13 protein-coding genes are annotated in these 14,618 nt (G+C 72.9%); 5 read left to right on the top strand and 8 right to left on the bottom strand.

Going from position 1 to position 14,618, the window contains the following annotated elements; genetic code table 11:
* Positions 1-72: 72 nt before the first annotated feature.
* Complete coding sequence (locus AB0G11_RS07155; RefSeq protein WP_219514451.1) at positions 73-219, bottom strand: hypothetical protein; 147 nt, start codon at positions 217-219, stop codon at positions 73-75.
* Between the two features lie 180 nt (positions 220-399).
* On the opposite strand from AB0G11_RS07155, the gene deoC reads away from it, so the two are divergent.
* Positions 400-1,329: a deoxyribose-phosphate aldolase gene (deoC, locus tag AB0G11_RS07150; RefSeq protein ID WP_219514453.1), complete on the top strand. Its 930-nt coding sequence runs from the start codon at positions 400-402 to the stop codon at positions 1,327-1,329.
* Positions 1,330-1,353: 24 nt separating this feature from the next.
* Here the strand turns inward: deoC and AB0G11_RS07145 are convergent, their stop codons facing one another.
* The 6 genes from AB0G11_RS07145 to AB0G11_RS07120 all read right to left on the bottom strand — a co-directional run bounded on the left by AB0G11_RS07145 (position 1,354) and on the right by AB0G11_RS07120 (position 7,997).
* Positions 1,354-2,124 (bottom strand): ABC transporter ATP-binding protein, encoded by a 771-nt coding sequence (locus AB0G11_RS07145; RefSeq protein ID WP_357584503.1) that lies wholly within the window; start codon positions 2,122-2,124, stop codon positions 1,354-1,356.
* The gene (locus AB0G11_RS07140) at positions 2,121-2,933 is read right to left on the bottom strand and encodes an ABC transporter permease (protein ID WP_219514456.1); all 813 of its coding nucleotides are present in this window, start codon (positions 2,931-2,933) and stop codon (positions 2,121-2,123) included. Before AB0G11_RS07140 ends, AB0G11_RS07145 begins: the two co-directional genes overlap by 4 nt.
* A 163-nt stretch (positions 2,934-3,096) precedes the next feature.
* Positions 3,097-4,263: an ROK family transcriptional regulator gene (locus AB0G11_RS07135; protein ID WP_219514465.1), complete on the bottom strand. Its 1,167-nt coding sequence runs from the start codon at positions 4,261-4,263 to the stop codon at positions 3,097-3,099.
* A 43-nt stretch (positions 4,264-4,306) separates the two neighbouring features.
* Positions 4,307-5,299, bottom strand: coding sequence for an aliphatic sulfonate ABC transporter substrate-binding protein (locus AB0G11_RS07130; protein ID WP_219514467.1), 993 nt, complete (start codon positions 5,297-5,299; stop codon positions 4,307-4,309).
* A 47-nt stretch (positions 5,300-5,346) separates the two neighbouring features.
* Positions 5,347-6,831, bottom strand: coding sequence for a sulfatase-like hydrolase/transferase (locus AB0G11_RS07125; protein WP_357584502.1), 1,485 nt, complete (start codon positions 6,829-6,831; stop codon positions 5,347-5,349).
* Entirely contained in the window at positions 6,828-7,997 is a 1,170-nt protein-coding gene (locus AB0G11_RS07120; RefSeq protein WP_219514469.1) for an ROK family transcriptional regulator, read from the bottom strand. The genes AB0G11_RS07125 and AB0G11_RS07120 overlap by 4 nt, the downstream gene beginning before the upstream one ends.
* Positions 7,998-8,165: 168 nt before the next feature.
* Between AB0G11_RS07120 and AB0G11_RS07115 the strand changes: the two genes are divergently transcribed.
* The 4 genes from AB0G11_RS07115 to AB0G11_RS07100 all read left to right on the top strand — a co-directional run bounded on the left by AB0G11_RS07115 (position 8,166) and on the right by AB0G11_RS07100 (position 13,128).
* Positions 8,166-10,544, top strand: a complete 2,379-nt coding sequence (locus AB0G11_RS07115; RefSeq protein ID WP_357584500.1) for a family 20 glycosylhydrolase — start codon at positions 8,166-8,168, stop codon at positions 10,542-10,544.
* A 98-nt stretch (positions 10,545-10,642) separates the two neighbouring features.
* Entirely contained in the window at positions 10,643-12,103 is a 1,461-nt protein-coding gene (locus tag AB0G11_RS07110) for an aldehyde dehydrogenase family protein (protein ID WP_219514487.1), read from the top strand.
* On the top strand, positions 12,093-12,290 hold the full coding sequence (locus AB0G11_RS07105; protein WP_219514479.1) for a hypothetical protein: 198 nt from the start codon (positions 12,093-12,095) through the stop codon (positions 12,288-12,290). Before AB0G11_RS07110 ends, AB0G11_RS07105 begins: the two co-directional genes overlap by 11 nt.
* Entirely contained in the window at positions 12,283-13,128 is an 846-nt protein-coding gene (locus AB0G11_RS07100; RefSeq protein WP_357584498.1) for an aldehyde dehydrogenase family protein, read from the top strand. Before AB0G11_RS07105 ends, AB0G11_RS07100 begins: the two co-directional genes overlap by 8 nt.
* A gap of 25 nt (positions 13,129-13,153) precedes the next feature.
* Here the strand turns inward: AB0G11_RS07100 and AB0G11_RS07095 are convergent, their stop codons facing one another.
* Positions 13,154-14,608 carry an amidase family protein gene (locus AB0G11_RS07095; RefSeq protein ID WP_357584496.1) on the bottom strand — a complete coding sequence of 485 codons (1,455 nt, stop codon included), beginning with the start codon at positions 14,606-14,608 and terminating at the stop codon, positions 13,154-13,156.
* Positions 14,609-14,618 lie beyond the last annotated feature (10 nt).

Raw genomic sequence — 14,618 nt, 5'->3', positions numbered from 1 at the left:
GCGTGAAACCCGTTCATGGAGGCTGTGAGGCCCGGCCGCGAGGGAGGTTGCGGCCGGGCACTCGTGGGGCGGTCATGAGGAGCGGCGCTTGCCGAAGACCGAGCGGCGCTCGGACTTGTTGACCTGAAGCGCCTCGCGTACTCGGCGGTGCCTGGCCGCCGCCTCGCGAAGCTCGTTGGCGTGACTCTTCATGAGCTGGAACTCGATTTCCGCGTTCACGGTGATCTCCTATGAGATGTCGTTCTCTTTCCTGACATACTCAAGATTCGCGCTAAGGCCCCCCGTCCCACATCGGCTGGATGCCTTATCTCCTGCCTCACCGGGGCTCCCGGGACGTCTAGGTATGGCCCTGGTTTGGAAGTAAGGCACCTGGTCGGCGATGCTGTGGAGGTGTCAACTGTGACTACTTCGCTCACCGACGTCGCCGCCTCCGACGCCACCCTGCGGGCCTTCCTGCACGGACTGCCCGGCGTCGACCGGGTCGGCGCCGACCAGCGGGCGGCGATGCTCGGCACCCGGTCCATCAAGACGACGGCCAAGGCCCAGGCCATCGACCTGGCCATCTCCATGGTCGACCTCACCACGCTCGAAGGCGCCGACACCCCCGGCAAGGTCCGGGCCATGTGCACCAAGGCCGTGCACCCCGGCGGTGACGCCCCCCGCGTGGCCGCCGTGTGCGTCTACCCCGACCTGGTCGCGGTGGCCGCCTCCGCGCTGGCCGGCTCCGGCGTCAAGATCGCCTCCGTGGCGACGGCGTTCCCCAGCGGGCGCTCCTCGCTGGAGGTCAAGGTCAGCGACACCGCCCTCGCCGTGGCCGCAGGCGCCGACGAGATCGACATGGTCATCGACCGCGGCGCGTTCCTGTCCGGCGACTACGTCAAGGTCTACGAGGAGATCGTCGCCGTCAAGGCCGCCTGCGGCGCCGCCCACCTCAAGGTCATCCTGGAGACGGGCGAGCTGGCGACCTACGACAACGTACGCCGCGCGTCCTGGCTGGCGATGCTGGCCGGGGCCGACTTCATCAAGACCTCCACCGGCAAGGTCGCCCCGGCCGCCACCCTGCCCGTGACGCTGATCATGCTGGAGGCCGTGCGCGACTTCCGCGACCGCACCGGACGGCAGGTCGGCGTCAAGCCCGCCGGCGGCATCCGCACCACCAAGGACGCCATCAAGAACCTCGTCCTGGTCAACGAGACCGCCGGCGCCGACTGGCTCTCGCCCGACTGGTTCCGCCTGGGCGCCTCCTCGCTGCTCAACGACCTGCTGATGCAGCGCGAGAAGCTGACCACCGGCCGCTACGCCGGGCCCGACTACTTCACGCTCGACTGAGCCGCGCGGGACGGGCGATCGCGGCTACGCCGCCGGGGCCTGGTGGTAGACCGAGTGCCACACCTCGTTGCGGATGCGCGCGAACTCCGGCGACAGCCGCATCTCCTCGGTGCGCGGGTAGGGCAGGTCCACGTCGATGACCCGGTGGACCCGGCCGGGCCTGGCGGCCATGACGACGACGCGGTTGGCCAGGTAGACGGCCTCGTCCACGTCGTGGGTGATGAACATGACCGTGCGGCGCTCCTGGCTCCACGTGTCCAGGAGCTGGTCCTGGAGCTGGACGCGGGTGAGCGCGTCGAGGGCGCCGAACGGCTCGTCCATGAGCAGCACCTTCGGGTTGACCGCGTAGGCGCGGGCGATGGCGCAGCGCTGCTTCATGCCGCCGGACAGCGTCTTGGGCAGCGCGTCGGCGAAGTCGGTGAGGCCGACCAGGTCGATGGCCCGCCGGGCGCGTTCGCGGCGCTCCTCGGCGGGGATGGGGGCCAGGTCCAGCCCGAACTCGACGTTCTTGCGCACGGTGAGCCAGGGGAAGAGCGCGTACTGCTGGAAGATGACGCCGCGGTCGGGGCCGGGGCCGGCGACCGGGGCGCCGTCGAGCAGGATCTCGCCGTCGCCGGGCTCGACGAGGCCGGCGACCATGCTCATCAGCGTGCTCTTGCCGCAGCCCGACGGGCCGACGACGGTGACGAACTCCTGGTCGGCGATGTCCAGGTCGACGCGGTCGAGGGCGAGGAAGTCGGTGTCCTTGAGCGCGAACGTCTTCGACACGCCGCGGAAGGAGATCTTGGTGGTCATCGGCGTTCCTGCCATCCGGTGAGGCGGCGTTCGGCGAGCTGGAGCAGCCGGTCCATCAGCAGGCCGAGCACGCCGATGCTGATCAGCCCGACGAAGATGGTGGGCAGGTCGTAGTAGAGCTGGGCCTGCTGCATGCGGTAGCCGAGGCCCTCCTGGGCGGCGATGAGCTCGGCGGCCACCAGCGTGCCCCAGGCGGCGCCGAGGCCGACGCGCATGCCGACGATGATGAACGGCGTGGAGGCGGGCACCACGACCTTGAGGAAGATGACCCGGTCGGAGGCGCCGAGCACGCGGGCGGCGTTGATGAGCGTCTTGTCGACGTCCATCACGCCCTGGAACGTCGCCACGACGCTCGACAGGAACGCGGCCAGGAAGATGACGAAGACCTTCGGCGTCTCGCCGATGCCCATGAGCAGGATGGCCAGCGGGATGATGGCCAGCGGCGGGATCGTGCGGAAGAACTGCACGTAGGGCTCGATGAGGGCGCGGGCGGTGGCGTACCAGCCCATCAGGAAGCCGACCGGGACGGCCAGCGCGGTGCCGAGCGCGAAGCCGGTGAAGACGCGGCGCAGGCTGGCGAGCAGGTCGGCGGTGAGCGTGCCGTCGGCGATCAGCTCGGCGCCGCGCACGGCGACGTCGACGGGGCCGGTGAGGCCCTGGATGCCGGAGGCCGACAGGCCGGTCCAGGCGGCGAGTCCGGCCGCGACGGCGACCACGTTCAGGACGATCCCGCGGGCGGGCCGCTTGGCGCGGCGGCGGCGGGGAGCGGGCGGGTCGCCGGGTCTCTGGGTGACGCTCAGTGCGGTCATGGCTGGGGTGCCTCCATGCCCGACAGTGTGCTGATGTCCGGATATTTTCGTCAATAGGTAGGCAAAAATAGCCGATGATTGTTCCGCTCCGCCGCAGGTCGGACCCGGGCGCGGCCAGCCGCAGGCTCGGGTTTTGATCCGTAGCCCGTACAAAAAAGGTGGGTCAGGCGGGCCTGAGGTGGGCCGGGATCGACGGCTCCTCGTGCAGCAGGAGCGCGATCGCGCCCATGGCCGAGGCGTTCACGCCGAGGTCGGCCTGCGTCACCCGGATCTCGCGCGGCGACCTGGGCAGGGCCAGGTGGCCGATCGCCTCGCGGATCGGGTCGAGCACCAGGCTGCCCAGCCCGGCCAGCTCGCCGCCCACGACGACCAGCGCCGGGTCGAGCTGCGTCACGGTGTCGGCCAGCACGCGGCCCAGGTCGCGGGCCGCCGACGAGACGACCTCGCACGCCACCGTGGCCCGGTCCTGGGCGGCGGCGACGAGCGCGTCGAGGCCGTCGAGCGGGACGCCGCGCGCCGCGCACGCGTCGAGCAGCGCCTGGCCGCCGATCCTGCCCTCCAGGCAGCCGCGCCCGCCGCAGTGACAGGGCGGCCCCGACGGGTCGAGCGAGACGTGGCCGAGCTCGCCGCTCGCGCCGTGGGCGCCGCGCAGCAGCCTGCCGCCCGCGACGAAGCCGCCGCCCACGCCCACGGACCAGCGCACGTAGACGACGTCGCGCACGGACCTGGCCGCGCCCCAGGTGGCCTCGGCCAGCGCCGCCAGCCTGGCGTTGTTGTCGACCGCCACCCGCACGCCGAACTCGTCGGCGATGCGGCGCGCCAGCGGCTGGTGACCCGCGGGACCGGGATCGCCGTCGACGACGCCCACCAGGCCGAGCCCGACCGCCTCCAGGGCGCCCAGCCGCACGCCGCGCTCCTCGGCCACCTGCCGGACCAGGCCGATCGCCGCCTCCGCCAGCGCGAGCGGCGCCGCGTCCTCGGGAAGGTCGCGGGCCGCGGTGGTGACGACCTGGTGCGCGGCGTTGGCGATCGCCAGGCGGATGCGGCCCCGGCCCAGGTCGAGGCCGAGCAGCAGACCGGCGGCGGGGTTGAGCGCCACGAGCGACGCCGGACGGCCGCGCCCGCGCGGCTCGCCGGGCGCCGGCTCGGTCTCGACGGCGGCCCCGCGCTCGATCAGATCGGAGATGATCGTGAACAGCGTCGTACGTGACAGCCCGGTGCGCTCGGTGAGCTGGGCCCGGCTCAGCGCGCCCGACGAGCGCAGCGCGGACAGGACGGCGTCCTCGTGCACCCGGCGGAGCCGCTGGAGCGCGTCAGTGGGGCTCGACATGGGACCATGATGGGTCGAGGTCGAAATTTGTCAACTCCCCGGGTTAATTAGCGGCGCCCTTGTAGAGGTCGGCCGTGAAGTACGTGGCCGGGTCCGGCGACTGCGGCAGCTTGCCCATCGTGACGAAGATGTCCGCCAGCCCCTTGTACCAACCGGCCACCGACCCGTCCGCGGTCAGCTTGTCCAGCTCGGCCGTCGGCACGATCCTGGTCACCGCCGAGGCGCCCTTGAACTGCTCCGCCGGGGCCTTCAGGAACGTCGCCGTCAGCGTCTCGGCCTCGGCCGTGTTGGCCGCCACCCAGTCGTTGCCCTCGCGCAGCACCTTGAGCACCTTGGTCACGGTCGCCGCGTCCTCGGCCACCAGCTCGTTGCGGGCCACGAAGGAGCTGGGGAAGCTGAGCTTGGGGTAGTAGTCCTCGCTCTTGGTCAGCTCGATCAGGTCGGGCACGTTCTTCTTGATGGTGTCGATCAGCGGGTACCAGATGGCGGCCGCGTCGATCTGCTTGGCGCTGAAGGCCGACACGACCGTGCTCGGGTCCATGTTGACCTTCTGCACGTCCTTGCCGGTCAGCCCGGCCTCCTTGAGCGCCAGCTCCAGGATCATGTCGCCGGAGGTGCCCTCGGGGACGCCGATCTTCTTGCCCTTCAGCCCGGCGACCGAGGTGACGCCGGAGTCCGCGTGGGTGATCAGCCGGTCGGCCTGGCCCAGCATGTTCGGTGCGATGATCTTGGCTTTGCCGCTGGCCGGGAGCCAGGTGGCGCCCGAGCCGATGTAGCCGAAGTCGATGTCGCCCGAGCCGAGCGCCTGGATCTGCAGCGGCCCGTTGGTGAACACCTTCAGCTCGGGCTCCAGGCCGTGCTTGGCCCACAGCCCCTGCTTGTCGGCGGCGGCGAGCACGGCGGCGCCCGCGAAGTCGGCGATGTAGCCGAACCTGACGGTTCGCGCGCCGTCCTCGGAGGAGGAGCCGCACGCGGCCACGGGAAGGACGAGGGCGAGCGCTGCCGTGAAGGCCGCCAGCCTGCGAGGAAGCCTCATCGGAGGTCCTTTCTCAGGAATGGGTTACGGGGGGTGGACGGCGGCACTCAGGCCACCTCGTCGGCGACGCCGTCGACGTCGGGGGCGCGGCCCCCGCCGATGTCGGCCATGTAGCTCATCCAGCTGGAGGCGGGGTCGCCGCGGCGCAGCAGTTCGCGGTAGAGCCGCACGGTCAGGTCACGCCGGACCGCCGCGTAGGCGGGCGCGGTGTAGACGTTGCGCAACTCGTGCGGATCGCTGTCCAGGTCGTACAGCTCGTGCACGCTCTCCGGGTTGAACACCAGCTTGTGGCGGCGGTCCCGGATCATGCGCTGGGAGTAGGGGAAGTGGTGGCCGTGGAACTCGGCGACCACCTGCGGCCGGGGATCGGGCTCGCCCTCGACGAGCGGGAGCAGGCTGCTGCCGTCGCAGGGCTCCTGCGGCGGCAGCCCGGCCAGGGCGAGGATCGTCGGGTTGAGATCGATCAGCGTGGCGAACTCGTCCACCACCCGCGCCCCGGCGCCCGGCACCCGGACGATGCCGGGGACGCGGTAGATGTCCTCGTACATCGCCGGGCCCTTGTCGTTGAGCCGGTGCGCGCCGGTGAACTCGCCGTGGTCGGCGGTGAACATCACCGCGGTGTCGTCCCAGAGCCCGTGCTCGCGCAGCGCGGCGGTCAGGCGCCCGATCTGGTCGTCGATCATCGTGACGTAGCCCCAGTAGACCGCGATCAGCTTGCGCCAGGCGTCGGCGTCGAAGTGGTCGGCCGACCAGTATTCGGAGTAGCGGCGCTGCACGTCGGGCTTGCCGTCGAAGGTCTCGGCCATCGACTCCGGCAGCGGCACCAGCGCGGGATCGTAGAGGTCGTAGTACTCGTCCGGGATCAGGTACGGCAGGTGCGGGCCGAACCAGTGGCAGGAGAGCACGAACGGCCTGCCGTCGCGGTGGAAGTCGCGCGCGTAGCCCGCCAGCAGCTCCAGCGTCCGGTCGGTGAGGTACGCCTCGATCGTCGCCTCGGGCGGCTGCCGCAGGCGGCCGGCGATGAGGTGGCCGCGGCCGGAGCCGTTCTCGGCGCGGCCGAAGACCGCCTGCTCCACGGCGAACGGCGGGTGGCCGCGCTCCTTGAGCCACCGCTCGTAGGAGGGGTGGTGGAACGGGTTGAGCGCGCCCGGCAGGTGCTCGCCGTCCATGCCGTAGAACTCCGGGCCCCGCTCGCGGCCGATGTGCCACTTGCCGACGTGCCCCAGGTTGTAGCCGGCGGCCCGCAGCGGCGCGGCCATGACGGGGTGCTCGTCGGCCACCTCGTCGCGGGCGCCGCCGTTGCGCTCCGGGTTGACCAGCAGGCCGTGCCGGAACGGGTGCAGCCCGGTGAACAGCGACGCCCGCGCGGGGGTGCAGATCGCGGTGGGGGTGTAGAAGCGGTCGAACCGGGTGCCTTCCGCGGCCAGGCCGTCCAGCGCCGGGGTGCGGACCAGCGGGTTGCCGTAGCAGCCGAGGGTGTCCACCCGGTGCTGGTCGGTCATCAGGAACAGGACGTTGCGTGGGGTGGTCACTCGTTCTCCGTTCGGAAGGGGGTGGGCGGCTCGTCGTGGAGGAGGAGGGCGATGGCGCCCATCGCGGACGCCCTGGCGCCCAGGTCGGCGGGGACGACCTCGACGGTGCTCGGGGTGCGGGGCAGGGCCAGGCGGGAGATCGACTCGCGGATCGGGCCGAGCACGAGGCTGCCCAGCGCGGCGAGCTCGCCGCCGACGACGACCCGCTCGGGGTCGAGCTGGACCACCGCGTCGGCCAGCACCCGCCCGAGGTCGGCGGCGGCGGCGGAGATCACCTCGCACACGGCGGGCACCCGGTCGCGGGCGGCGGCCACCAGCGCGTCGAGGCCGTCGAGCCGGACGCCGCCGGCGGCGCAGGCGTCGAGCAGCGCCTGCGCGCCGATGCGCGGCTCCAGGCAGCCCCGCGAGCCGCAGTGGCAGGGCGGCCCGGCTGGGTCGAGCGAGATGTGGCCGAGTTCGCCGGCGGCGCCGGTCGCGCCCCGCACGAGCCGGCCGCCGACGAGGAAGCCGCCGCCCACCCCGACCGACCAGCGCGCGTACACGATGTCGCGGGCCGGCCTGGCCGCGCCCCAGGTGCTCTCGGCCAGCGCGGCCAGCCTGGCGTTGTTGTCGACGGCGACGCGCACGCCGAACTCGCGCGACAGCCGGTCCTTGACGGGCGCGTAGCGGGCGGGCGGCAGCGCGGGGTCGCCGGCGCCGCCGATCAGGCCGACGCCGATGGCCTCCAGGGCGTCCAGGCGCACGCCGCGCTCGCCGCTGACCTGCTTGACCAGCCGCACCGCTGCCTCGGCCTGCTCCAGTACGTCGGCGCCCTCGGGGACGTCGGCCATGCCGGTGGCGACGATCTGGTGCGACAGGTTGGCGACGGCCAGGTGGATGCGCCTTCTGGCCAGGTCGAGGCCGATGAGCTGGCCCGCTCCGGGGTTGAGCGTGACGAGCGAGGCGGGCCGGCCGCGCCCGCGCCGGGCCGTCGCTGGGGCCTCGGTCTCGACGACCGAGGCCCGCTCGATCATCTCCGAAATGATCGTGAACAGCGTGGTGCGGGACAGGCCGGTGATCCGGATCAGGTCGGTACGGCTCAGCGCACCCGACGAGCGCAGGGCGTCGAGGACGGCGTCCTCGTGGGCACGGCGGAGCCGTTGCAGCGCGTCGGTCGGCTTGGGCATGCGGCCATGATGGGGTCCCGCCCGCATTAAGTGCAAATCTTCGGACTAAATATGTGCCCCTATGCCCGAACTAGAGGTCCTGGCTTGGGCGGGATCGCCGATTAATGTGGAGAGTCTTGACGTAATTGGGTGAGGCGGCTCACACTCTGGGCTACCGAAAGGAGCCTCATGCCCCCCACCCGTCCCCGCCGCCGCCTCGCGGCGGCGCTGACAGCCGCGCTCGCGGCCACGCTGCTCGCGGCCCCCGCCCAGGCCGCCGCCCAGGCCGCCCCCGTCAACCTGGCCCTCGCGGGCGCCGCCTCCGCCTCCAGCGTCGAGCTCGACCGCGCCGACTTCGCGGCCGCGCACGTCAACGACGGCGACACCGCCACCCGCTGGTCGTCGAAGTACCAGGACGACAACTGGGTCCAGATCAAGCTCGCCCAGCCGGCCACCGTCGACCACGTCAAGCTGACCTGGCCCAACGCCTGCGCCCGCGACTTCGTGCTGCAGACCTCCGCGGACGGCGCGTCGTGGACCGACGTGGCCTCGGTGCGGCGCGACACCTGCCCACGGACCGACGTCATCGAGGTGCGCTCCGCCGAGCCGGTCGCGTACGTGCGCATGCAGGGACGCCAGCGCTGGTCGAGCTACGGGTACTCGATCTCCGAGTTCGAGATCTGGGACGCGCCGCCCGCTCCGCCCGCGCCCACGCTCGGCCTGCTGCCCAAGCCGGTGTCCGTCGAGGAGACCGGCGGCGAGCCGTTCGCGCTGCACCGGAACACCCGCGTGCTCGCCTCCGGCGCCGCCGCCCAGGCCCCCGCCGAGTATCTGGCCCGCGCGCTGCGCCCGGCCACCGGCTACCGGCTGCCCGTCGTCCGCAACGGCCGGGGCCCCGCGCCCATCCTCGTCGAGGTCGGCGACGGCAAGGGCCCGCAGGGCCACGAGGCCGAGGGCTACACGCTCACCGTCACGCCCCGGCAGGTCACGCTGCGCGCCTCGACGGCCGCCGGCGCGCTCAACGGCGTCCAGACGCTGCGCCAGCTCCTGCCGCAGTGGATCGAATCGGACACCCCCGTCGCCGCGGCCTGGACGATCCCCGCGGTGACGATCACCGACCACCCGCGCTTCGCGCACCGCGGCATGATGCTCGACGTCGCCCGCAGCTTCTACCCGGTCAGCGAGGTCAAGACCTACATCGACGCCGCCGCCCAGTTCAAGGTCAACCGGCTGCACCTGCACCTGACCGACGACCAGGGCTGGCGCATCGCCGTGGACCAGCCGGCGGACAACCCGTCCGGCATCGACTACGGCCTGCTCACCGGGGTCAGCGGCGCCACCGCGATGACCGACCGGGGCACCGAGCCGGGCATCACCGGCTTCTACACCAAGGCCGACTACACCGAGATCATCCGCTACGCGGCCGAGAACGGCATGACCGTCATCCCCGAGATCGACATGCCCGGCCACACGAACGCCGCCCTGCACTCCATCCCGCAGCTCAACACCCCGGGCGCGCGGCCCCAGCTCCAGCCCGGCCAGACCACCGTCCCGCACAACGGCACGGGCGCGGTCGGCTACTCCTCCTTCGACGCGGACAGCCCGGTCACGTACGAGTTCGTCAAGCACGTGCTCACCGAGATCGCCGAGCTGACCCCCGGCCCCTACCTGCACATCGGCGGCGACGAGGCGCACGTCACCAGCCACGCCGACTACACCAGGATGGTCGACGCGTTCACCAAGGAGGTCGCGGCGCTCGGCAAGACCGTCGCCGGCTGGAACGAGTACGCCGGCACCGCGCTGCCGCAGGACAACGCCGTCGTCCAGTTCTGGAACGGCAACCGCCAGGCCGTGGCGAACGCCGTCAACGGCCGGGGCGCCAAGGTCGTCCTGTCGCCGGCGCCGCACACGTACGTGCCGCAGAAGCAGGACCTTCGCCAGCCGCAGGGCGGCACCTGGGCGTGCGGCGGCGCGTGCGGCCTGGACCGGCACTACAGCTGGGACCCGGGCGCCTACATCCCCGGCATCCAGGAGAGCAGCGTGCTGGGCGTGGAGACGGCGCTGTGGGGCGAGTTCATCCGCCGCGTCGGCCAGGCGCAGTACTACAGCTTCCCCCGGCTGATCGCCACGGCCGAGGCCGGCTGGACGCCGCAGGCGCAGCGCGACTACACCGACTTCCGCACCCGCCTGTCCAAGGCCGGCGGCAGGCTCACCGTCCAGGGGACGAACTTCTTCCCCACGGCCGACGTGGCCTGGCGGACGGAGGCGCTGGCCGAGCCGGTGACCGTCGCCGCCGGGCAGCCGTCCGGCGCGACCTGGACCGTCACCGCCCCCGGCCGCGCCGCCGCCGACCTGAAGGCGGGCGTCGTGTGGAGCGACGGGCGGCAGGAGGCCGTCACGCTGACGACCACCCGCGAGGCCAGCATCCCCGACATGCGGATCAACGCCGCGTTCACCGCGACCTCGGCCCGCGCCTTCGACGAGCCGGGGACCTACACGGGCACGCTCTCGGTCCGCGTGCCAGGTGAGGCGCCGGTCGAGGCACGGGTGACGGTGACCGTCCGCTGAGCACCTCCGAGGGGCCCCGCGCCGGGCCCCTCGGAGCAGTGCATATGACCGTCTACGCTGGCAGTTGTGATGCTCCGATACTTCACTCTGGATCGATGATGGCAACGCCGAAACGGACGGTGCCCGAGAGGCCGGTGTTCGACTACGCCCCGGCGCCCGAGTCGCGCGACATCGTCGATCTCAAGTCCTCCTACGGGCTGTTCATCGACGGCGAGTTCGTGGACGGTTCAGGGCCGTCCTTCAAGACGGTCAACCCGGCCACGGAGGAGAAGCTGGCGGAGGTCGCCACGGCCTCCGCCGACGACGTCGACCGCGCGGTGCGGGCCGCGCGCAAGGCGTTCGACGGCTGGAGCGCGCTGCCCGGCTCCGAGCGCGCCAAATACCTGTTCCGCATCGCCCGCATCGTCCAGGAGCGCGCCAGAGAGCTGGCCGTGCTGGAATCCCTCGACAACGGCAAGCCGATCCGCGAGTCACGCGACGTGGACCTGCCGCTGGTGGCGGCGCACTTCTTCTACTACGCGGGCTGGGCCGACAAGCTCGGCTACGCCGGGTTCGGCCCCGACCCCCGGCCGCTGGGCGTGGCCGGGCAGGTCATCCCGTGGAACTTCCCGCTGCTCATGCTCGCCTGGAAGATCGCGCCCGCGCTGGCGTGCGGCAACACGGTCGTGCTCAAGCCGGCCGAGACGACGCCGCTGACCGCGCTGCTGTTCGCGGAGATCTGCCGGCAGGCCGAGCTGCCGCCCGGCGTCGTCAACATCGTCACCGGCGCGGGCGAGACCGGCTCCGCCGTCGTCTCCCACCCCGACGTCGCCAAGGTCGCCTTCACCGGCTCCACCGAGGTCGGCCGGCTCATCGCCAGGTCCGTCGCCGGCACCGGCAAGAAGCTCACGCTGGAGCTGGGCGGCAAGGCCGCCAACATCGTCTTCGACGACGCCGCGCTCGACCAGGCCGTCGAGGGCATCGTCAACGGCATCTTCTTCAACCAGGGCCACGTGTGCTGCGCGGGCTCGCGGCTGCTCGTCCAGGAGTCGATCCAGGAGGAGCTCCTGGCCGCGCTCAAGCGCAGGCTCGGCACGCTGCGGCTGGGCGACCCGCTCGACAAGAACACCGACATCGGCGCGATCAACTCCGCCGACCAGCTCGCCAAGATCCGCCGCCTGTCCGACCTGGGCGAGTCCGAGGGCGCCGAGCGCTGGTCGCCCGCGTGCGAGCTGCCCGACAAGGGCTTCTGGTTCCCGCCGACGCTGTTCACCGGAGTCGCGCAGTCCCACCGGATCGCGCGCGAGGAGATCTTCGGCCCGGTCCTGTCCGTGCTCACCTTCCGCACCCCGGCCGAGGCCGTCGAGAAAGCCAACAACACCCCGTACGGCCTGTCCGCCGGCATCTGGACGGAGAAGGGGTCGCGCATCCTGTGGATGGCCGACCGGCTCCGCGCGGGAGTGGTGTGGGCCAACACCTTCAACCGGTTCGACCCGACCTCGCCGTTCGGCGGCTACAAGGAGTCGGGCTACGGGCGCGAGGGCGGCCTGCTCGGGCTGGAGGCCTACCTTGACGTGTGAGCACCGGAGCCGCCGCCGCAGGGCCCGCCGTGCCCTGGCGACCCGCGGCCATGCCTTCGCCCGCGCCGGGCGTCCCGTGCGCACCGGCTGGTACGCCCACCGCTGCGGCGTGAGCCGGTGCGGCCAGGTGTTCGTGCCGGTCGAGATGTCCCAGGAGATCATGTGGAGGGGGCGCGGCGATGAGTAGGTTGGCCGTCCGCAAGACCTACAAGCTGTTCATCGGCGGGGCGTTCCCGCGCTCGGAGAGTGGGAGGTCCTATCCCGTGACCTCGCCCAAGGGCGACTTCCTCGCCAACGCCTCGCGCGCGTCACGCAAGGACGCCAGGGACGCGGTGTCGGCCGCCCGCAAGGCGTTCCCCGGCTGGTCGGGGGCCACCGCCTACAACCGGGGCCAGATCCTCTACCGGATCGCCGAGATGCTGGAGGGCCGCCGCGCCCAGTTCGCCGACGAGCTCGGCGGCGGGCGGAAGGCCGCGCTGGAGACCGTCGACGCGGCCGTGGACCGGCTCGTCTGGTACGCCGGGTGGTCGGACAAGATCAGCTCGGTGCACGGCACCGCCAACCCGGTCGCGGGCCCGTACTTCAACCTGTCGTCGCCGGAGCCCACCGGGGTGGTCGCGGTCGTCGCGCCCGCCGACCCGCTGCTCGGGCTGGTGTCGGTGGTGGCGCCGGTCATCGTGACCGGCAACACGTGCGTGATCGTCGCCTCCGAGCCGGCCCCGCTGCCGGCGATCACGCTGGCCGAGGTGCTGGCCACGTCCGACCTGCCGGGCGGGGTGGTCAACATCCTCACCGGGCACCAGGCGGAGATCGCGCCCTGGCTGGCCGCGCACATGGACGTCAACGGCCTGGACCTGACCGGCGTGGCCGAGCCGGAGCTGGCGCTGCGCTGCGAGCAGGAGGCGGCGGAGAACCTCAAGCGCGTCCTGCGCCCCCGGGCCGAGGACTGGCGCGGTGACCCGGGGCTGGGGCGGATGACCCGTTTCCTGGAGACGAAGACCGTCTGGCACCCGCTGGGCGTCTGACGCTCGTCGGGCCGGCCTGGCGTCATCAGGACAGGCCGGGCGGGCGGATCGGCGGATGGGCCGCCTGGAGCTGGGCGGCCAGGCCGAGCAGGTGCGGCTCGCCGCCCGGCGGGGCGACGAGCTGGACCCCGATCGGCAGGCCGCTGGAGTGGGTGGCGACGGGCACGGTCATGGCGGGCCAGCCGCACATGTTCCACGGGCCGGTCGCGGGCGCGTACCCGACGTTGGCCAGCACGTTGCGGACCAGGCCGCGCCTGCCCCAGCGGTCGGCGCGCGGCGGGATCGCGGCGAGGGCCGGCATGACCAGCACGTCGGCGTCGCCGAACCAGCGGTCGGCGCCGTAGCCGGCCCAGCGGTCGCGGCCGCGGCGGCCGTCCAGGCCGAGCCTGGCCAGCACCCGGCCGGCGCGGGCCAGCGCCCGGGTGCGGCGCTCCAGCCGCCGCCGGTCGGCCGCCGTGGCGGCGACGGCCCGCACGGTGTCGGCGGCGCGGCAGAGCCAGGTGGCGACCGTGGCCGGGCCCAGCCAGGCGGGCAGGCGGCGGTCGCGTTCGACGATCGTGTGCCCCGCCACCCGCAGCGTCTCGGCGGCCCCGCGCACCGCGGCCCGGAACTCGCGGTCCACCGGCAGCCCGGCGGGCAGCGGCTGGGGCGCGTACGCCACCCGCAGGTCGAACGGCTCCGGGCTGTCGTGCGGCGGTGGCGGCTCCCACACACCGTCGTCGCCCGCCCACACCGAGCGCAGCATCGGCCGGCGCGGCTCGGCCCGGCGGCCGATGCGCCACGACTCGGCCAGCGACGGGTCCCCGGCCAGCACCGACAGCGTCAGCGCCAGGTCGGCGGCGTGCACGGCGATCGGGCCGTTCGCCGACAGGCCGCGCCAGTCGTCCGTGGGCCCCGGGACCAGCCCGGCGCCCGGCTTGAGCGCCAGCACGCCGCAGCACGCCCCCGGGATGCGCAGCGAGCCCATGCCGTCGTTGCCGAGCGCGATCGGCGCCATCCCCGCCGCGACCGCCGCCGCGCTCCCCGACGACGACCCGCCCGCCGTGCGCGAGCGGTCCCAGGGATTGCGGACCGTGCCGTACGCGCTGTCGCCGAAGGCCACCAGGGCCAGCTCGGGCAGGTTCGTCAGGCCGATCACCACCGCGCCGGCCGCGCGCAGCCGGGCCACGGCCTCGTGGTCCGCGGCGGCGGGGGAGTCGGCGGTCACCGCCGAGCCCAGGCGGGTGGCCTCGCCCGCGACCTCCACGTTGTCCTTGACCGCCACCGGCACCCCGGCCAGGGGCAGCTCCGACAGGTCGCGCCGCTCCTGGACGGCCCGCGCCTCCGCCACCGCCTGCTCGCGCACCCGCCGAAACGCGCCCACCCGCGGATCCCGCTCCGCGATCACCGCGAGGTGCTCCTCGACGACCGCGGTGGCCGCGACCTCGCCCTGTCGTACGGCCGCCGCGATCTCGATGGCGGATCTGCCTGCCCACAACATGTTCTAGAGT

It is taken from the genome of Nonomuraea sp. NPDC023979 (assembly GCF_040639085.1).
Taxonomy (GTDB): Bacteria; Actinomycetota; Actinomycetes; order Streptosporangiales; family Streptosporangiaceae; genus Nonomuraea; species Nonomuraea ceibae.
The sequence above is the reverse complement of the archived record's forward strand: the minus strand, read 5'-3'. Positions and strand labels throughout refer to the sequence as shown.